The 18,183-nt window shown below is 67.3% G+C and carries 21 protein-coding genes; 10 read left to right on the forward strand and 11 right to left on the reverse strand.

Annotated features, from left to right (window positions below):
- Positions 1–18 precede the first annotated feature (18 nt).
- From O3438_RS00300 to trxB, 7 genes are all read left to right on the forward strand, one after another.
- Positions 19–363, forward strand: coding sequence for an ArsR/SmtB family transcription factor (locus tag O3438_RS00300; RefSeq protein ID WP_269677952.1), 345 nt, complete (start codon positions 19–21; stop codon positions 361–363).
- A 212-nt stretch (positions 364–575) separates the two neighbouring features.
- Positions 576–1,277 (forward strand): arsenate reductase/protein-tyrosine-phosphatase family protein, encoded by a 702-nt coding sequence (locus O3438_RS00305; protein ID WP_269677953.1) that lies wholly within the window; start codon positions 576–578, stop codon positions 1,275–1,277.
- A complete protein-coding gene (locus O3438_RS00310; protein WP_332367438.1) occupies positions 1,270–1,932 on the forward strand; it encodes an arsenate reductase ArsC in 663 nt (220 codons plus the stop codon). The genes O3438_RS00305 and O3438_RS00310 overlap by 8 nt, the downstream gene beginning before the upstream one ends.
- A gap of 55 nt (positions 1,933–1,987) precedes the next feature.
- On the forward strand, positions 1,988–2,734 hold the full coding sequence (locus O3438_RS00315; RefSeq protein WP_269677954.1) for an MIP/aquaporin family protein: 747 nt from the start codon (positions 1,988–1,990) through the stop codon (positions 2,732–2,734).
- Positions 2,731–2,916 carry a hypothetical protein gene (locus O3438_RS00320; protein ID WP_269677955.1) on the forward strand — a complete coding sequence of 62 codons (186 nt, stop codon included), beginning with the start codon at positions 2,731–2,733 and terminating at the stop codon, positions 2,914–2,916. Before O3438_RS00315 ends, O3438_RS00320 begins: the two co-directional genes overlap by 4 nt.
- Positions 2,916–3,323: an arsenate reductase ArsC gene (locus O3438_RS00325; RefSeq protein WP_269677956.1), complete on the forward strand. Its 408-nt coding sequence runs from the start codon at positions 2,916–2,918 to the stop codon at positions 3,321–3,323. The genes O3438_RS00320 and O3438_RS00325 overlap by 1 nt, the downstream gene beginning before the upstream one ends.
- Before the next feature lie 69 nt (positions 3,324–3,392).
- Positions 3,393–4,322 carry a thioredoxin-disulfide reductase gene (trxB, locus tag O3438_RS00330; protein WP_269677957.1) on the forward strand — a complete coding sequence of 310 codons (930 nt, stop codon included), beginning with the start codon at positions 3,393–3,395 and terminating at the stop codon, positions 4,320–4,322.
- 71 nt (positions 4,323–4,393) lie between these two features.
- Here the strand turns inward: trxB and O3438_RS00335 are convergent, their stop codons facing one another.
- From O3438_RS00335 to O3438_RS00355, 5 genes are all read right to left on the reverse strand, one after another.
- Positions 4,394–5,434, reverse strand: a complete 1,041-nt coding sequence (locus tag O3438_RS00335; protein WP_269677958.1) for an ArsO family NAD(P)H-dependent flavin-containing monooxygenase — start codon at positions 5,432–5,434, stop codon at positions 4,394–4,396.
- 124 nt (positions 5,435–5,558) lie between these two features.
- A complete protein-coding gene (locus O3438_RS00340) occupies positions 5,559–5,951 on the reverse strand; it encodes a hypothetical protein (RefSeq protein WP_269677959.1) in 393 nt (130 codons plus the stop codon).
- Between the two features lie 19 nt (positions 5,952–5,970).
- A complete protein-coding gene (locus O3438_RS00345; RefSeq protein ID WP_269677960.1) occupies positions 5,971–6,657 on the reverse strand; it encodes a DUF433 domain-containing protein in 687 nt (228 codons plus the stop codon).
- A 242-nt stretch (positions 6,658–6,899) separates the two neighbouring features.
- Positions 6,900–7,391, reverse strand: coding sequence for a hypothetical protein (locus O3438_RS00350; RefSeq protein WP_269677961.1), 492 nt, complete (start codon positions 7,389–7,391; stop codon positions 6,900–6,902).
- A 276-nt stretch (positions 7,392–7,667) separates the two neighbouring features.
- Positions 7,668–8,333 (reverse strand): hypothetical protein, encoded by a 666-nt coding sequence (locus tag O3438_RS00355; RefSeq protein ID WP_269677962.1) that lies wholly within the window; start codon positions 8,331–8,333, stop codon positions 7,668–7,670.
- A gap of 223 nt (positions 8,334–8,556) precedes the next feature.
- Here O3438_RS00355 and O3438_RS00360 point away from each other — a divergent pair, with 223 nt between their 5' ends.
- Positions 8,557–8,898 carry a hypothetical protein gene (locus tag O3438_RS00360; RefSeq protein ID WP_269677963.1) on the forward strand — a complete coding sequence of 114 codons (342 nt, stop codon included), beginning with the start codon at positions 8,557–8,559 and terminating at the stop codon, positions 8,896–8,898.
- A 757-nt stretch (positions 8,899–9,655) separates the two neighbouring features.
- Here O3438_RS00360 and O3438_RS00365 read toward each other — a convergent pair.
- The 3 genes from O3438_RS00365 to O3438_RS00375 form a co-directional block, all read right to left on the reverse strand.
- Positions 9,656–10,069: an Imm1 family immunity protein gene (locus tag O3438_RS00365; RefSeq protein WP_269677964.1), complete on the reverse strand. Its 414-nt coding sequence runs from the start codon at positions 10,067–10,069 to the stop codon at positions 9,656–9,658.
- The gene (locus tag O3438_RS00370) at positions 10,066–10,422 is read right to left on the reverse strand and encodes a DddA-like double-stranded DNA deaminase toxin (RefSeq protein WP_269677965.1); all 357 of its coding nucleotides are present in this window, start codon (positions 10,420–10,422) and stop codon (positions 10,066–10,068) included. Before O3438_RS00370 ends, O3438_RS00365 begins: the two co-directional genes overlap by 4 nt.
- Positions 10,423–10,562: 140 nt before the next feature.
- Positions 10,563–10,835 (reverse strand): DUF6244 family protein, encoded by a 273-nt coding sequence (locus O3438_RS00375; protein WP_269677966.1) that lies wholly within the window; start codon positions 10,833–10,835, stop codon positions 10,563–10,565.
- A 409-nt stretch (positions 10,836–11,244) separates the two neighbouring features.
- Between O3438_RS00375 and O3438_RS00380 the strand changes: the two genes are divergently transcribed.
- Complete coding sequence (locus tag O3438_RS00380; RefSeq protein WP_269677967.1) at positions 11,245–11,502, forward strand: hypothetical protein; 258 nt, start codon at positions 11,245–11,247, stop codon at positions 11,500–11,502.
- A gap of 200 nt (positions 11,503–11,702) precedes the next feature.
- Positions 11,703–15,272: an NACHT and WD repeat domain-containing protein gene (locus O3438_RS00385; RefSeq protein WP_269677968.1), complete on the forward strand. Its 3,570-nt coding sequence runs from the start codon at positions 11,703–11,705 to the stop codon at positions 15,270–15,272.
- 564 nt (positions 15,273–15,836) lie between these two features.
- Here O3438_RS00385 and O3438_RS00390 read toward each other — a convergent pair.
- From O3438_RS00390 to O3438_RS00400, 3 genes are all read right to left on the reverse strand, one after another.
- Positions 15,837–15,971, reverse strand: a complete 135-nt coding sequence (locus tag O3438_RS00390) for a hypothetical protein (RefSeq protein WP_269677969.1) — start codon at positions 15,969–15,971, stop codon at positions 15,837–15,839.
- A gap of 111 nt (positions 15,972–16,082) precedes the next feature.
- On the reverse strand, positions 16,083–16,673 hold the full coding sequence (locus O3438_RS00395; RefSeq protein ID WP_269677970.1) for a hypothetical protein: 591 nt from the start codon (positions 16,671–16,673) through the stop codon (positions 16,083–16,085).
- Between the two features lie 20 nt (positions 16,674–16,693).
- Complete coding sequence (locus tag O3438_RS00400; protein ID WP_269677974.1) at positions 16,694–17,962, reverse strand: NucA/NucB deoxyribonuclease domain-containing protein; 1,269 nt, start codon at positions 17,960–17,962, stop codon at positions 16,694–16,696.
- Positions 17,963–18,183 lie beyond the last annotated feature (221 nt).

The following is an 18,183-nucleotide window of genomic DNA, read 5'->3' on the forward strand; positions in this document are numbered from 1 at the left end:
TGGGGAAAGGTGGCAGGCATGGATGAGCCCACGCCCTCGCAGGTGACCCCGCCCGCGACGGCGACTCCCGCAGGCCCGAGCGGACTGGCGCCGGATACCCAGGAGTTCCTCAAGGCGCTGGGCAGCCCCACCCGCCAACGGATCATGATGCTGTTCGCCCAAGGCGCCGAGCTGTCCGTCGGGCACGTTGCCGAGCGCATCGGGATCAGCCAGGCGACCGCGTCGCAGCAGTTAACCCTGCTGCGCCGGGGGCGGGTCGTGACCTCGCGGCGCGACGGCAAGACGGTCTACTACCGGGCGGACCGCGACGGCGCGCAGGCAGCGCTGGCCGAGCTGCAGTCCTACCTCAAAACCTGCTGCTGACCCGATTCACTCCGACAAGGCGAACACCCGCCAATCGGCCAGCCGTCACCGGCGGCCAGCTGCCCCATGAAGGGCGGCACCACCCCGGATCATCAGGTGAGTCCGGCCTGACGCTGGTCAGCCCTATCGGCCGGGCCACCCCGCGCACCGCCAGGTAGCTCTCACTTACCCCCGCTTGACACTCGCGGGCTTGCTCAGTAATCATTGAGTCAATGATTACTGAGCTTGCTTCCCTGCAGGGGCGCGCCCGGATCCACGCCGCGCTCGGCGACGCGGCGCGCCTGGCGATCGTGGACGCGCTCACCCTCGGCGACGCCTCCCCCGGAGAGATCGCCCAGGACCTTCAGATGCCGACGAACCTCATCGCCCACCACGTCAAGGTCCTCACCGAAGCAGGCTTGGTCGTTCGGGATCGGTCTGAGGGCGACCGGCGTCGCACCTACCTGCGGTTGCGGCCCGAGGCCCTGACCGCGCTGAACCCGGCGCCGTTGACCGGGGTGCGGCGCGTGGTGTTCGTGTGCACCCGCAATTCCGCCCGCTCGCAACTGGCCGCCGCCCTCTGGTCGGATCGCACCCACACCGCAGCGGCGTCCGCGGGAACGAAACCCGCCCAGCGGGTCCACCCGCGTGCCGTCGCCGTCGCCCGCCGCCACGGGCTGGCACTGAACCCGACCGGCACCTCTCACGTCGCCGACATCGTGCGCGACGACGACCTGGTCATCGCCGTCTGCGACAACGCCCACGAGGAACTCACCGGGCCGGTGCGGCCCCGGCTGCACTGGTCGGTGCCCGACCCGGTCCGGGCCGACACCGACGACGCGTTCGAGGCCGCGTTCGCCGACCTCGCCGACCGCGTCGACCGCGTCGCCCCCGTCATCACCCCCGCCGTGGATCCGGGAGAGCACCGTGACTGACACCAGCCCCCACCCGCTGCAGGAAATCTCCGTCGACCAGCAGGTCGCCCTGCGCACCGCGGCCACACGCCTCGCCGCCGAATTCGCCGGCATCTACGGCGCCGAGACGATCGAGCGGTTCCTGCAGTCCAGCTACGACCAGTTCGCCACCGCCGGCAGCATCCCCAACTACCTGCCGCTGCTCGCGGAGCGGTTCGCCCGCCAGCGCCTGCGCGCCCTCGCCCGGGTCGAGGGTCACCACCGCGACGGCCGGCCGGTGGTGCTGTTCCTCTGCACGCACAACGCCGGCCGCTCCCAGATGGCGTTGGGCTTCTTCACCCACCTCGCCGGCGACAACGCCGTGGCGTGGTCCGGAGGGAGCGAGCCCGGCATCGAGGTCAACCCCGCCGCGATCGCGGCGATGACCGAGCGCGGCATCGACATCACCGACGAGTTCCCCAAGCCCTGGACCGACGAGGTGGTCCGCGCCGCCGACGTCGTGGTCACCATGGGCTGCGGTGACGCCTGCCCGGTCTTTCCTGGCACCCGTTACGAGAACTGGGACCTCGACGACCCCGCCGACCAGGGCCTGGCCGACGTCCGGCCGATCCGCGACGAGATCGAACGCCGCGTCCGCCGCCTGCTCGATGACCTGAACGTCACCGCCACCCGATAGACCCGCCGGCCCGATATCGGCTCGCACCGTTAGCGCACTAGGAGAGAACCAACTGATGACCATCGCACTTTGGCGGCGCCTGCTGGCCGAGTTTCTCGGGACCGCCCTGCTGGTCACCGCCGTGGTGGGCTCCGGCATCATGGCCACCACTCTTTCTCCGGACGACGTCGGGTTGCAGTTACTGGAGAACTCGATCGCCACCGCGTTCGCCCTCGGCGCGCTGATCCTGATCTTCGGCCCGGTCTCCGGCGCCCATTTCAACCCGGTGGTCTCCGCCGCCGACTGGTTCCTCGGCCGCCGCGCCGGCACCGGCCTGTCCGGTAGGGACCTGGGCGGCTACGTGGCCGCTCAGGTCGCCGGGGCGATCGCCGGGTCGGTGCTGGCGAACCTGATGTTCGACCTCACCGCGGTCGACTTCTCCGCCAAGGACCGGGCCGCCGGCCACCTGTGGCTCGGTGAGGTCGTCGCCACCACCGGCCTGATCCTGCTGGTCGTTGCCCTGGCCCGCTCCGGCCGCGCCCCCGTCGCCCCGGCCGCGGTCGGCGCGTACATCGGCGCCGCGTACTGGTTCACCTCGTCCACGTCGTTCGCCAACCCGGCGGTGACGATCGGCCGGGCGTTCACCGACACCTTCGCCGGCATCGCCCCCGCCTCCGTCCCCGGCTTCGTCATCGCCCAACTGGTTGGCCTCGTCGTGGGCATCGGCCTGCTGGCTGCGCTCTACCCGGACGCCGGGAGGGCCGCCGACCAGGTGGTCGTTCCCGCTGACGACCGCGACCCGGCACTCGATCACCGCGCATGACCGTCACTAGCGAGCACCGTGGCGGGGACAAGCCCCGCCGGGAGTTCCTCAACCCGGCTCGTCACGTCGGCCGGTACCGGCTGCTCGACCGCAACAGCGACCCCGAGAGCTCCCGGCCCTCGCTTTTCGACGAGGCGCCGGTCAACCGGCTCCGCGTACCGCACTGCCAGAAAGGCACCTGATGTCCGACAAGCCCAGCGTCCTGTTCGTCTGCGTCCACAACGCCGGTCGCTCCCAGATGGCCGCCGGTTGGCTGCGCCACCTCGCCGGTGACACCGTCGAGGTCCGCTCCGCCGGCTCCGCCCCCGCCGACACCGTCAACCCCGCCGCCGTCGAGGCCATGCGCGAGGTGGGCATCGACATCACCGACCAGACCCCGAAGCTTCTGGAGTACGCCACGGCGGAGTCGTCGGACGTCATCGTCACGATGGGCTGCGGCGACGCCTGCCCCGTGTTTCCCGGTAAGCGCTACGAGGACTGGAAGCTTGAAGACCCGGCCGGGAAGGGCGTCGAGTCGGTCCGCCCGATCCGCGATGACATCCGGACCCGGGTCGAGCAACTCCTGGCCGAGCTGCACACCGCCGCCTGACCCTGTCACCCATCCCCGCCCGCCGACCCCGCCGTCGGCGGGCGGCTGTCCCTGAGCAGGAGCCCTCTCGTGTCCGATCCGCACCCCCTGATCATCATCGGCTCCGGACCCGCCGGATACACCGCCGCCCTCTACGCCGCCCGCGCCAACCTCGCACCCCTGCTCATCGAAGGCAGCCAGTCCGGCGGCGCCCTGATGACCACCACCGAGGTGGAAAACTTCCCCGGCTTCCCCGACGGCATCACCGGCCCCGACCTGATGGACAACCTGCGCAAGCAGGCCGACCGCTTCGGCGCCCAGTTCATCACCGACGACGTCACCCGCGTCGACCTCACCGGCCCTACCAAGACTGTCTGGATCGGCGAGCAACCCCACCAGGCCCGTGCGGTCATCCTGGCCACCGGCTCTGCCTGGCGGCCCCTCGGCGTCCCCGGCGAGCAGGAACTTCTCGGCCATGGCGTGTCCGCCTGCGCCACCTGCGACGGGTTCTTCTTCCGCGACCAGGACATCGCCGTGGTCGGCGGCGGCGACACCGCCATGGAAGAAGCCACCTTCCTCACCCGCTTCGCCCGCAGCGTCACCATCATCCACCGCCGCGACACCTTCCGCGCCAGCCAGATCATGGCCGAGCGCGCGCTGAGCAATAACAAGATCCAGGTGGCGTGGAACAGCGTCGTCGAGGAGATCCTCGGCCAGGACGGCGCCGTGGCCGGGGCCCGCCTGCGCGACGTGCACACCGCCGATACCCGCATCCTGGGCGTCACCGGCGTGTTCGTCGCCATCGGCCACGACCCCCGCAGCGACCTGTTCCGCGGCCAGGTCACCCTCGACGACGACGGCTACGTCATCGTCGACTCCCCGAGCACGCGCACCAACCTGCCCGGCGTGTTCGCCGCCGGCGACCTCGTCGACCACACCTACCGCCAGGCCATCACCGCCGCCGGCACCGGTTGCGCCAGCGCGCTGGACGCCGAACGCTACCTCGCCGCCCTGCCCTGACCGGCGCCGCTCCGCGCTAACCGTCCCGGTCAGCAACCCGGGCCGCGCCGGCGGCGGAATCGTCCCACGGGCTACCCGGCGAGTCGGGCGCTGATGTCAGCGACCGTGGCCTTGGCCGTGCGCCCCGCACCCACCAACGTCGCCGACGCCGACCCCGTCCAGTCCCCGTAGCCCAGCAGGTAGAGGCGGGGCTCCTCCGTCGACCTCGTACCGTCGGTGGGCGCAGTGCCGTGGCGCCACCCGGGCAGCAGCGGCGCGAGGTGGGCGAGGTCCGGCCGGAACCCGGTGCACCAGATGACCGCGTCACACGGCTGCTCGCTGCCATCGGCCCAGCACACGCCGTGCGCGCTCAACCGGGCGATCATCGGACGGGCGTGCAGCACGCCGCGCTCGCGGGCGTCGCGGACGCTGGGCACCATCACGATGTCCCCCAACTCGCTCACCCCGCCCCCAGCGCCGGAGGCCTTCCGGGCGGCCACATCGAACAGCACCCGACCGTCCACGTCATCTGGCATGAACCGCGGCGGACGCCGAGTGACCCACGTGAACTCGGCGACCTGTGACACATCGGCCAGGATCTGCGCCCCGGAATTGCCCCCACCGACGATCACGACCCGCTGCCCACGGAACTCCGCCGGCGAGGCGTAATCGACGGTGTGCAGCTGCCGGCCAGTGAACTCCTCGCGGCCCGGAACGTCCGGCAGGTACGGGCACTGCCACGTCCCGGTCGCGGAGATGACGTACCGGGCCGACCACACTCCAGCGTTGGTCTGCACCTGCAGGTGCGCACCCGTCGGACGCACCTCCCGCACGCGGACCGGCCGGCGCACCGCGAGGTCGTAGCGCTGCTCGTAGGCCCGCAGATAGTCCACGACGTGCCCGGCGCTCGGGAAGTCCTCACCGTCCTGGCCAGGCATACCCCACCCCGGAAGCGGACTGTACAGCGCCGGGGAGAACAACCTCAACGAGTCCCAACCATGCCGCCACGCGCCACCCGGCTGCGACTGGGCATCGAGGATGACGTGATCCAGGCCAGCGCGGCGCAGGTAATAGCCCGCCGCCAGACCGGCCTGCCCGCCCCCGACGACCACCACCTCACACGACCCGGACACTCCCTACCTCCTCGCGCTACAGATCATCATGCCGACACGACCCGAGTGGGCGCGAAAGTCCCCCCGCCCGAGAAGCGACGAAGGTGTCGTACGGCGAAAGCCGCTACCTCCTGCGACGCGGCATCTATGGGCGGCGGCGGTGAATCTCGGCTAAGCGCTGTTCGTAGCTCGTCACGCCGTCACGCCTGAGCCAGTAGACGTTCGGCTGGCGGGCCGACGCCAGCGCGCAGATCCGGGCCAGGTTCAACCGCACCAGCTCGATGATGTGGTCCCGGGCGGCATCACCGGGAAACAGGAACATGTGCACCTTGGCCTTGAGGAAGGCTTGCAGCTCCAGGTCCCGCTTGAGGATGTACTGGTCGCGGCCGAACACCACCCAGCCCTTCTCGCCGATCACCGGCAGCCAGTCCTCGTCCCTGACACCCTGCTCCAACCGTTCCCGGGTGAAGACGGACGCGGGGCTGTGCACCTGGTAGCCGAGGTCGGTAATGCACCGGCGCAGCGACCGGCCGTGCATGTTCTCGTCGATGTAGAACTCAGGCGGCGCGGCCCAGGAGGACGCGTGCGGCGGCTCGGGCGTCGTGGATGTCGATTCCGAACTCGTCCGCGACTGTTTCAGCGCTCTCACCCGCCTTCATCATGCCGGCGACGTCCGCCACCCGGGTTCCCGTCGCAGCGAAAATCGGCTGCCCGAAGGACCGCCGCATGTTGACGACCACCTTGGCTGGCTGCCAGTTGGACAGCGTCAGCTGCTCGGGGATCCCATCGTGGTCGAAGGCGATGTACTCCATGTGATCGGCCACGATCTCCTTGATCACATGCTGGTTGGTGCCACCGACGATCAGCCCTTCGCCCGAGCGGGTTTTGCTGAAGTCCCACAGCACGTCGATGCCGTCAGTGGCCAGCTCGGGTGCGATGAGGACGTACTCACGGCCGAACTGCCGCTGGAGTTCGGTCAGCGCTGGGCGGATCTTCTGCGGACGCACGCCTGCGTTGCGCAGCGCCTCCAGCACGTGTGCCTCGGCTAAAGCGATGAACGTGACCGGCAGGACGTCTGGCCGGCCATCGGCGACGTGCAGCAGGGGACCGCCGCGTTGGTAGCCACGCGCCCACCGGTGAAAAGTCTGTCGCGGGACCCGAAGGTGACGCCCGGCTTGGGCGAGATTGAGGATTCCTTCCGTAAAACGGACATCGCCCATTTCTCCCCCCTTTTTTTGCGTCATGGATTCGCCGTCAGCAGCATTACATACGCGGGGTGGGGAGCGCACCAACGTAGGGATGACGCGCTCTTCGCGGCACGCGCGCCATCTGCGGTCCCAGTAGCGGCCAGTGGCGACTGGGTGAGCCCGCGCAGGAGCGTGCGTCGATCAACCTCTGGCAGAACTGGCGGGCCACCGCTCTTCCTCGCTCAGGCAAGGCGGAGCACTCGGCGAGTGCGAGGAAGCTATCGGAAATTGAATCGACTTCACGTGCCAGAGGCGAGGTCGACGGCGAGGGCGAGGAGGGCTGTGATCGTCTGGAGGACGGCGAGGGTCAACGCGCACAGCGCGATCCGAGCTTCGAACGTCATGCGTTTGCTGGGCGTCTCGGGTACCACTAGTGGCGCGACGCTGTGAGCAACTGCCGGCGCTGGTTGCAGCGGCGGGGGCGCGAACGCTGGCGGGACGATGTGCAACCGGTAGAGCCACGGATCGAGCCAGCCAGCCGCACCGAGGTGGCGAACCCACGCCACCAACTTTTGTCGCTTGTGTTGTCGGCAGCCGACGAGAATCTTGCCGTCCTTGGTGCAGGGCTTCCTGGTGGTCTTGGTCAGGACGAGGCACTGAGCGTCGATCTTGAAGCCGAAGTAGTAGCACACGTACAGAAAGAGAGCCGCCGAGCAGAACAGGATGCAGACGAGGTTCTCCCAAAAGGTGGGCTGCGCGACGGGTTCCGGGTTCGCTGCCAGGAGAAGCACGACAGTGCAATCTACAGCAGGCAACCGACCAGGTTCGGACCGTGACCGCCCGGCAGGTACGCGCCGCGAGGGTATGACCATCGAGGACAGCGACCCGCAGCCATCGCCGTAATCCACGGCCCATATCGGCAAGTTGGCCCACCGGCTGCACCTGTCCGCTTGAGGAATGCCGCCGCCGGCAGAACGGCCCCTGGCCGACCGGCCGCGGCGGATACGCCCAAGACGCGAGATGATCCCGCCATGCGCGATCCTGCCGGGCCGCGCCGCGGTGCTGGGTCAGGTCGTGCTCCCGGTGGTAGCGCCCATCGTTCGTGGCAGGCGGAAGGGCTTCCCCTTGCCGTACCTCTTCCACCTGGTGCCTTCCAAGTCGGCGAAATGCAGGAGCGCCTTCGCGGTGCCGTCTTCCAGTGCGAACGGGATGGGTGGATCCTCGGCCAGCCTCCGGTCTTCGACTTTTACGCTTACACCCCCGGGGGGCACCACCGGTACGCGATCAAGCACTAACTCGCGGCCGTCGCGCAGCATGATCACCACGTCCAGATCGATCACCGCTCGCTGGCCGAAGTTCTGCACGTCGAGCTGGACGCCGCTGAGCCCTCGTCCTCCGCGATCGAAGAGCAGCCGGCTGTAGATGACGGCGCTCGCTTCGGCGAGCCCAGCCTCCTGTCGATCCTCAATGCGCTGCAGGCGCGCTTCCTCATTGCGTTTCCGTTCTTGCCTCAACACCGCGCCCGCAGCAGCAGCGGCCAGCAGTCCGGCGAACACGGCGGCGATGCTGCCCCACGCCTGCATCCAGTCGGTAATCTTGGGCTGCTCTCGGTCGCTCGGCGCCGTGTAGGTCGCCGTTACAGCGACCATGGCAACCAAACTGATCATGACGGCAGCACTGCTGAGCACGATGGCGGCAGCGGCCGCGTAGCGATTTAGAGATCGGGCCTCCACCTGGGCATCTTGCCTTGACCTGCTCCGATTCTTGCGCTGCTGTCAGCTCGACGACAGCAATGCGCGGAGGGTCTCTGCGTGGTGGTGACGCCGTCAGCAGCGAGGTGGTGCCTCTACCAGAACGGCCCGTGCCCGTCTGCCGCAGCGGTTGAACGGTACGTCGAACATCCAGGAGCACCGCCAGTTATGGCATTCTCGGCCGAGGACGAACAGCGACACCGGAGTGGGCCGGCTCGCCGCTCACGTCTTGCTCGACGCCGTCGCCACCTTCGACAGTTCGCGGCCGGATGACGACGCCGGCGAGGTGTTGGATCTGGCCGTCGCGCGCCTCGGCGAGATGGGCTGTGTCACGGCCACCTTCGACGACGCGACGGACACCGCGACCGTCGACGCTTCCCCGCTCGTCGGAGGCACAGCCGTACTGATCAACGCCCTAGTGCAGCGGATCGTGTCGCTGACCGGCCGATCCCGAGAGGAGGTCATGCACCAGAAACGAGAAATTATCGATCAGTCCATCTCACGGGGCGACGGCCGCCTCGTGAGTAATTCACCACCGACGATCTAGTGCCATCCAGGCGGTACGGGCACGGCTGTCCAGTCAGGGTGTCCCTCCCACCGCAACCAAATCTCACGGATCGACGGGGCGCCCCAGGTCGCAACCGATTTGATCGGGATGGAGGCACCGGGCCGGACAGGGTGCGCTCGACTGTCGAGGCGGAGCACACTCTTAGACCGATCTGGATCGAACTCGACGCTGTGGGCTACCTCGGTTCCGATGTTCACGATCGCCCAGTGCCCATCGGCACCTGCTGGTCGTACCTCCCAACCAACCGGCGGTGGCGGTGGCGGGAGAGCCGCTTCGGCGACCGCCGCCTGTCGTTCGGCTGCGGCGATGGCCCGGCGATTCAGTCGGGCCTGGTAATAGGCGACCGCGGTTGCCAGGAAAGCGACGAGGACACCGGACCAGGCCGCGGCAATAGCAGGATCCACGTGCGAAGGTTATCGAGGCGCGTCCAACAGATCATGGAGGTAACGCTGCCTGTCGCGTAACCACCGCCGGCCTCCGCGTCGCGAAACTCAAGGCCGACGTCGAGATTGCCGTGCCGCTCGTCCTCGGTGAGGTCCTCCGCTGCTTCCTCAGTCACATAGACAACGGCTGGTCGCAGGCAACGTGTGCCGTCCCACCTAGGGTGACTAAGGGGCAGTGGCCGTGTGCGGCGCTGCGGGTGGGAGGCTCCGTGGTCACCGCGCGCGGCGAGGCCCCTCGAATCAAGCGCCACCTCGGTCGTGGCACCTGCCTTGTGAGCCGTCCACGCTCGAAGCTAGTCGACGGCTTCCCAGGCCAGCGCATCGGGTCGTTGCCCGCCGCTGGTGAGGAACTGTCGTGCCGCTTGCCGCGCGGTCGTGTTGGTGACGCGGGTGCGTTCGGGCCACGCGTCGGTGGGTGTGCCGGCGTAGTCGAAGGTGAACGTGGGCCCGGGTTCGAGGTCTGGCTGGTATCCCCAAGCGCTGCTGCCGTCGGCAGCGACGTGATAGACGAACGACCGTTCAGGGTGCCCGACGCAGATGTCGAGCATCACGGGAAACTCGCCTCCGCCTGGGGCGATGAGGGTGACGCAATAGGGCAGCTGCTCGGCGTGGGCGCGGCCGATCGTGTCCAGTGTGGCGTCGAGGTCGGCGACGGTGCTGACCGACGCGGCACCGTCGCCGCGTCCCCAGGTGATGTCGATGCTCATCGCCGGATCCCTTCTCCTGTTCCGACGTATAGCTTATGGAGCCATGTCCGGTCGCCGTCGGTGAGGAACACCGTCAGGCGTGTTCCGTGCGGCAGGATCGCGGCGAGGATCTTTTCGCAGACCAGGGGTCTGATCGGATCGTTGCAGGGGGTGTGATTGAGCACGAGCGTGGCCCTTGATGGGCTGCCGGCACGACGCAGCATGGCGGCGGCCTGCGCCTCGGCGTGGTCCATCACGATGGCCTGAGCCAGCGGCGGTTTGAGTCCCACTCCGGCGGCGGGAAGCCTGCCCACCCGGATCTGCCGGCTGCGCAGCCGGCCGTCTGGCTCCGCGGAGAAGTCAGGATCGCGCATGATCGCCCCGTCGGCGAGGAGGAACGCCTCGGTCTTGTCCTGCGGTTCGCTGCGACGTGTCAGACTTGCGGCCGCCCGAAGGACTGCCTGCGGTGGGTCCGCAGGTGCGGGTGGTCGGCGGTTTCCGCCGCCACCCGCGGTCAGTTTCCCAGACCGCCGAGCCCACGCACCCGCGTGAGGATCTCCTCGACCTTGTCCGCTGACTGACCGACCGTTATGCCCGCTCCATCGAGCTGCTGTGAGCTGCGGTCCACCATCGTGGCAGTGCTGTGATCGGCGGCGCCCTGCAGCGCCGCTCGGATCAACGCCCGTGCTTGGTGAAGCTCGGAGCCGGCAGCTCGCATCAGTTCCCGAGCCTGGTCAAGATGCGCTTTGGCTTGAAGAAGCCGACTGATCAACTCTGCCGCACTCACCCCAATCACTGTGCCAGAACATAGACGTGCGCAGGTTCCTGCCATGATTCCACTCGACGACCACCGTGGCGGATCAGGCGGGCACTCCTAGCGCGAGAGGCGTGGGCGGCAGCCGATCACCGACCAGGACACCTATCTCGACTGGTGGCCGTGTGGCGTCGGCTCGCACGAGTTCTGGCAGGACTTCGACGCCGCCGCGGCGCAGGCCGTCGCCGCTGCCGGGCTCGGCCCGTCCGAGCACAATGACGCGGTCTCGTGGCTCACCGAGTCGGCCCTGACGGACAACATCGCGATCGCCGGGCGTCGCGAGAGCCTGCGCAACCGGCTCGACAAGCTGGCCGGCACCACCACCGACCACGAGCAGATTCCCACCATCCCTGACCGCAGCGACCTATGGAGCCTGCGCGGTATGTACCCCGAGCCGGCCTGGGCCATCGCCCGTCCCCACGCCCGACGCACCGCGCAGAGCATCTGCGCCATCGTCGGCTGGGATCCCGAGAGCCCCGCACCGCCCGACGGACACCCGCTGCACGAAATTGGATACCGCGCCTGCCTGCACGCCAGCAAGGCCGCTCTCGTCCCGTACGTCCACGACGCCCACCTACGCGAGATCGACGCCTTCCGTCGTGTCGCCCTCGGCAAGCCGTGGCACCTCATCACGTCATGAGGAAGCTGCGACGGTGGGTGATTCGGTCAGCCGCATGGAGAGCAGCACGTCACACTGTGAACCATTGGTCGCAGTGCCGCTGATCGAACTCCGGGGTTTAGTCAGGTCAGGGTCTGAGTCCAGTCCCGGCCACGCTGGTGTCTCTGTCGGCTATCCGTCACGCTCTGGCGAGCATCACCTTCTCGTAGTGCGATGATCAGGTGGGGCGAGCGCCAGGGGAGTACCGTCGCGAGTCCGGTGCCCTGCTGGGCACGATCGCCGTCGGTCTGGCTATCAACATCGTGACGGCGCGCACGGATAGCTGGCATGGGCCGTGGCGGCTTGTCCTTGACTACGCCTACCTGTGGCTTCCGCTTTGCGTTGTCCTGTGGCTCGGCTGGCGGTACTTCCTGCACCGCCGGACGGCGGTCACGTGGCGGAGCGCGGAAAGCCCGTACCCTGGCCTCGCGCCGTTCACGGGGGAGCGGGCGGGTGTGTTCTTTGGCCGCGACCGCGAGGCAAGCGACGTGCTGCACCGGCTGGAGCGCTCGGGGTCGGCGCCAGCGACGCGGATCGTCGCTATCGTCGGTCCGTCGGGAGTGGGCAAGTCATCGCTGATCCGCGCGGGCGTCATCGCTCGACTACCACGGCGGTGGACTGTGGTGGGTCCGCTTCGCCCGGCTGCCGATCCGTTCATGAGCCTCGCCGCTGCATTGGCGGCTGGCCCGACCGCTGTGCTGCAGACGGCGCGACTGTTGCGCGAAGAAGCCGCCTCCCCGGAAGCCCCACTCCAGGTTGTGCCAAGCTTCCTCGCCGCCGCACGCGGCCCCGTATTGCTCGTTGTCGATCAAGCCGAAGACCTGTACACGATGACCGACGGGCAAGATCGAGCCCAGTGGTGGAGCCTGCTGACCCGGACGCTTACGGTGCTGCCGGAACTTCGCATACTGGTGGCGATCTGGCCCGAGTTCCGCCGCCGGCTCACCGATCAGCAGGCCGGCTTCATCACCCGGCCGGTGGCCATCGGCCTGCTGGACCCGGCCCGCATTCGACAGGCCATCGCGGGGCCTGCCCGGGCTGCTGGACTCACGTTCGAGGACGACCTCATCGACCGCATGACCGCCGACGCCACGGTCGGTGACGCGCTTCCCCTGCTCAGCCACCTGCTACAACGCCTGCACCTACAGTCCGACCGCCAACACGTCACGGTGGCCCAGTACGAACAGGCCGGGGAGGTGGGTGGTGCCATCGCAGCTCACGCCGAGCAGATCTACGAATCCCTCACCGCGCGCTACCCCCAACACACCGTCGACTCTGCTCTGCTGCACGGCATCGCTATGGAAGGCAAGGAAACCGTACGACGGATGATCCGCCGAGCCGACCTCGATACCACCGCCGCCCACATCCTTGAAGAGTTCAGGGCAGCCCGTCTGATCACCGATGTCGAGGACGGCACTTGCCTTGAATTGACCCACGACGCACTGTTCCGCCAGTGGCTACGACTCGCCGCTCTGATCAGCGCCAATGAGGAGCGCCTGCACCGCATCACCCGGCTCGAACACCGCGCGGCAGCATGGCAAGCGAACCCACAGACAGACGACCTCTTACGCGGCCAAACGCTCGCTGATGCCCTGGCGCTGGCAGCCGAGGCGACTCTCTCCACCGCAGCCCGCCAGCTACTCGACGCCTCTCGAGAGACCGATCACCAGGCTCGCGCCCGACAGTCCGAGCGCGTTGCGGAGTTCGCGCAACAGGTGCGTCGACAGGACCACGAACTAGCCGTGACGCTCGCCCACACCGCGCTACACGAGTTGCCACCCACCCCTGCGGCGACGATGACGCGATGGGCCCTGACCGCCACACCGCGAACAAGGCACCTCTCCATTGGACACACCACCGGCATCACCTCCGCGGTCTGGCTGCCCGACAACCAAGGACTGCGCACCGCCGACAAGATGGGCCGCGTCTGCACCTGGGACGACACCGGCCGCCTTACCGGGGTCGCCTTCGCCACTGACTCAGATGCGTGCGGTCACACCCTGCTCAGTGCCACCGGAACCCATGCCCTGACCGAGCACGATCGAGGCGTCATGCTGTGGCGCGTCGCGGACGGCCGCAACCTGGGCAGGCGAAGAGGGAGTCTCCTGACATCGTTCGACTCGGTCTCGTGGGGCGGTGACGTCTGCTTCGCGGGAACGTTCGACTACCGAGCCGTTGACGTCTATCGCTTAGATGATGACGTACCAGGGTTGGTTACGAGCGTCCCAGCCACAAGTGTTCACGCCACGGCATGGTCCCCTCAAGGTGACCGGCTGGCCATCGCCTCAGATGATCTGCTGCTCGTGATCAGCATCGGCGAGCAGACGTCGGAGGTCCTGCGACAGAAGGTAGCGTGGTCAGACCCGGTGTTGTGCTGGGCGCCCGACGGAATTCGCCTCGCGGTCTCAGCCGCTCCGGCGTTCTCAATGCGCCGCTCTGCGACCCTCGCACGGGAACGCCGCACTCTGTGGATCTACGACACCGATACCGGCCAAGCCGCCGAAAGCGTGCCTCCCGGCTTGGCCGAAGCAATGGCGTGGTCGCCCGTCGAGGATGTCATCGCCTACGCCGTGCGTCGAACACGACACCAACACCGCGTGGCGGTGATCGACGTCGCCACGGGACGGACAGTCGAGCGGCGGGCACGTCCTCACCAAATCAGCACGATCGCTTGGTCCTCCGATGGCAAGCGAATCGGCCTGGGAAGCTCATTCCACAAGGTGGAGGTCTGGGATGTTGTCGGCCGAAGCTTTCGCCGCCTGCCCACCGGTAGCCTGCGAGAAGTGTCATGGTCGCCGGAGCACAAACGAGCCGCCGTAAAGCGGACGGGAACGACGCCGGAGATCATCGAAACGGACGAGGCGACGCTCTCGTTGAGGCTCGGAGACGACGACTGCATGTCGATCGCGTACTCGCCGCTAGGTGACCTGGTCGCCACCGCCATGCAAGAACAGGTCACGGTGTGGGACGCGCGATCCGGTGTCCTGCGAGCACAGTGGGGTGCTCGTCCACGACCAATCCCGAAACACACAACGACATCGACGCCATTACCGTGGGTTTACGGACTAGCCTGGTCCGGCGACGGCTCACGGCTGGCCGTCCATACGCATTGCTTCTTCGGCAGAACGCTACCCGCCCTCTCGGTGTGGGACGTGACTAAAGCGCAGCGCCTAGCAGTTCTCGACGGAGGCGAAGAAAGCGGGGGAACGCTTGCATGGTCCCCAGACTCAGGCCTTATAGCGGCGGTCGTCAGCGAACACAGCGTGAGCCTATGGCGAGGAGATAACTACACCCTCGCCCATCAGTGGCAAACCGACGGGGAAGGCGAGGTAGCGGCCCTGGCCTGGTCGAAAGACTCCACCGGACTCGCTGCCGCCGTCGGCAACCAGATCGAGATCTGGAACGTGGTGCAGCGGGACATAAGCATGCGTTGTGTCGGCCACACAGGTGCCGTCCGTCAACTTAGCTGGTCACCCGACGGAAACCTGCTCGCATCCATCAGCGACGATGACACGCTCTACATCTGGTACACCCAAGACGGGCGGTCCCTCGGCGTGCTCGACACGCCAGACGGGATTGTTAGCAGCCTGTCCTGGCAAGACACCCTCATTGTCACCTACAACGACGGCAGGATCCTAAGCTGGGACGTATGCGGTGACCACGCGAACCGCTCGGTCGAAGACCGAGAACCGCGAGCGCTGACTGCCGAAGAACGCGAGCGATACGGGCTGCCGTCAGCGTCGACCGACTGAGACTCGCCGGGACGCGAGCGGGTCGACTTTAGCTTGATGGCCACGCGTTCAAACCTGCCACTCGATGATAGAGCGAGGCGCCAGACAAGCAGAGACCGATGCGCCCGAACTGCTATGCATGGTTGCGGAAGGTGATGAGCGCGCCGGCTTGAGTCAACCCTGGCCGTACCGTAATCTATGAGCATGTGCACCCTGAAATGGTGCTCATATGATGCGTACAAGAGTTCGAATCCCCCCTCGGACACGACCCATAGGCCCACGGTGCGCGCTGAGATCGGTTTCAGCGTGCACCGTTTGCGCTTCCGGGTGGTATGTCAGCCGTAGGCCCAGCTGGCGGTAGATCTCGGCTTTGTCGGCGGGGTCCGCGTCGCGGAGCACGGTGACGATGTTTCCAAGGGCCTCGACCAGCGTGATGATCTCTGCCTGGGTCATTCGGCGTGGTGAGCAGGGCTTCCTGGACGGTGACCTCTTCGGCGAACCCGGAGGTGTCAGACGGTTAGCTCCCGACTGTCAGTCGGACGCCGTCTGCTCGTGTCGATGCGGAGTTCGCGCCGGCTGCGATGATCAAGAAGGTTGGCCGATAAGCCACGAGCACGCACTTGTCACCATCCGTCGGCGGATCCAGTCGTGCAGGTCGGCGGGGTGCGGGTTGGCGGCGGATAGCCAGATGGTGAAGTAGGCGGTTTCGCGGCTGGTCATGCCGCTCGCTGTCGTGGTGTACCTGCTCAACGCGCTGCGACGGAGGACGGGTCGTCTCCGACCGGTGAAGCTTCAGTTGGGTGGGTGCCAGAAGGAAGCCGAAGGTCAGCGCTAGTCTGATGTTTCCTGCGTGCGGAATTTCTCTTCCATTGCCTGCAGCCGGGCATGCCGAGCGGCCTTTCTTTCCTCCGTGCGCGGGATGGGTCTCGGCCTGCGCGGGGCGCTTCTCAGTCCGGCGCCGAAGGTGTCGGTGTGTTTGAGGCTGGTCTCCGTTGCTGGTTGTGCCGGCCATGCCACCACCAGGTAATCCTCGACCGGCTCGAGTGCACCCAGATCGACGGCGATGTCGCGGCCGCGGGCGTGTATCCGGATCCGGTAGCTTCCCGGTCCTGACCGTGTCAGGACCGGGAGCTCTGGGGCATCGTTCATCACGCCGGAGACCACCATCCGGCCGGCGGGTGCGTGTACCGAGGTCTCGACGATGTCGTCCCAGCCGACGATGTCGGTGGTAGCCGGAGGCGCATCCCTGGCATCTACGGTGACTTGCACGAAGCCGGAACTGATGCCGGTGAACACCACTACGCCACCGGGATGGGTCGAGATCAGGCCGTTGTCATACGTGAGTGGTGGGCCGAGGACGGTGCCGGTATCGACAAGATGGAACATGTGATCGGTGACCGGCACCGCACCTCGTTGGTTCACCACCGGATCATATTCCGCCCCTACGGGGTGATCCAGACATAGAACGGGTCCGCGTTGAATATCCGCTGATCGATGTAGAAGCTGCCGAGAGCGCTGCCACCCTCACTGTTCTGGGTGTTGTCGATCATGCAAGCGCTGTACCCCGACGGTCCCGTCCCGGCCGGGAGTGGCACTTGACATCCGCCGAAGGTGCGGCCCGGGCCGCCGCCGCCCGTGGCCGCGCCTTGCTGGCTGGACTGGAACGGATACTCGTCACAGCTGAGCCCGGCCGGTCGCGGGTAGCTGCTCGGGCAGGAGCGGTTGTAGTTCGAGGTCTGCTGGGCGGCGTTCACCAGGCGGTTGAGTGGCGCCGGGTGAGACAGACCGTAGCTGGGGTGCGAGCCGGGTAGCCCAGAGTCCTGTGCGGCCAGGATGTGCCATGCGAGTTCTTCGTATGCCGAGGAGACGCTGTAGATCATGGCTGGCGGGATGTCTCGAATGATGCAGCCAGCCACGGTGTTGTTGCCAGGCAGGTTGTGATCGCAGCGGGTCACCGGTGGGGTGACGGTTACCGGAGTCGACGGGGCCACCCAGGACGGGTTGACGAAGTAGTAGGACCAGGTGGCGGTGGCGGTGCCGACCGAGCCGCGGGTGGTGGCGGTGGACCGGAAGAACGCCTCTCCTTCGACCTGGTTGGTGGTGGTCACGGCCTGCGGCAGGAAGTCGGAACTGTTGACGGTGCAGGCGCCGGTGCACGTGGCGGTTCCCTGGGCCAGGGTGCCGCCGATCGAGCCCCAGCCGCCATACATGTCAATCATGATTTGGTAAGCGAAGGTGGGGATGGTCGACGAGGTGTACTCGAAGGCGTACTCGTCGAAGTAGATCTGCCCGATGATCGCGCCGGTGTTCACGTTGATCACGTCGAGGGTAAGGTCCCGGACCGCGCAGATCATTTCGCGGGTCTCAAGGGTGTAGACCCAGGAGCCCGGCACGTCGGTGCACCAGAGGGGGAACGGTTCGAAGAGCAGGGTCGGATCCGCTTTCCGCGCCCTGGGGGTGCCCGGTTCGGTGGGCTTGATACAGGCCACGGAGGTCGTGCCCTCCTTTGCCGCAGCGCGGGCAAGCTCGGGTAGCCGGGGCCTGACTGTCGCGCAGTCATCGGCGATGCGACGCGTCTCGAGAGTGTCGAGGGCTACCGCGCTGGGAAGCTGTTTGGCCTCCAGCGGTGGTTGCTCGCTTGCGTGGGCTGGCGGCGCCACCATGACGAGCAAGATCATGACGCCCGCTAGGATCGCGAAGGGCTTGCGCATTCATCCTCCCCAGGAATTAGGTGCGAAGCATCGTCAAACCTATATACATCGATGTCCTGGATCAAGGGCTCTGGTCGCTACAAACGGCCACTCCTGGGCATGGACTGGCTACTCATGCATGACGCGTCCTGGGCGAGCTGATGGACGAGACGTGGAGATGGAGGCCTCCAATGGAGGCGTTGTGCTTGTCGCTGGCGGCTGAGCTGAGGATCGACCCGCGC

Source organism: Micromonospora sp. WMMC250, from assembly GCF_027460215.1.
In the GTDB taxonomy this organism is placed as follows: Bacteria; Actinomycetota; Actinomycetes; order Mycobacteriales; family Micromonosporaceae; genus Micromonospora; species Micromonospora taraxaci.